Raw genomic sequence first — 259 nt, forward strand, 5'->3', positions numbered from 1 at the left:
GCTTGGGCTGAAAGTGGCAGTTGTTGAAAAAGGAAAGCTGGGTGGTACGTGTTTACATGCGGGCTGTATTCCAAGTAAAGCTCTTTTAAGAAGTGCAGAAGTGTATGCAACAACGAAAAGAAGTGAGGAATTCGGTGTCATCGCAAAAGATGTTTCACTCGATTTTTCAAAAGTACAGAACCGAAAAAATAAAATCACTGAACAGTTATATAAAGGTGTCCAGCATTTAATGAAACAAGGAAAAATTGATGTCATTGAA

The 259-nt window shown here is 37.8% G+C and carries 1 pseudogene; it reads left to right on the top strand.

What is annotated here, in order from left to right:
* A pseudogene (locus V7147_RS22975) lies at positions 1-259 on the top strand (dihydrolipoyl dehydrogenase); the annotation flags it as partial.

Source organism: Bacillus sp. JJ1521 (assembly GCF_036965165.1).
Taxonomy (GTDB): Bacteria; Bacillota; Bacilli; order Bacillales; family Bacillaceae_L; genus Ferdinandcohnia.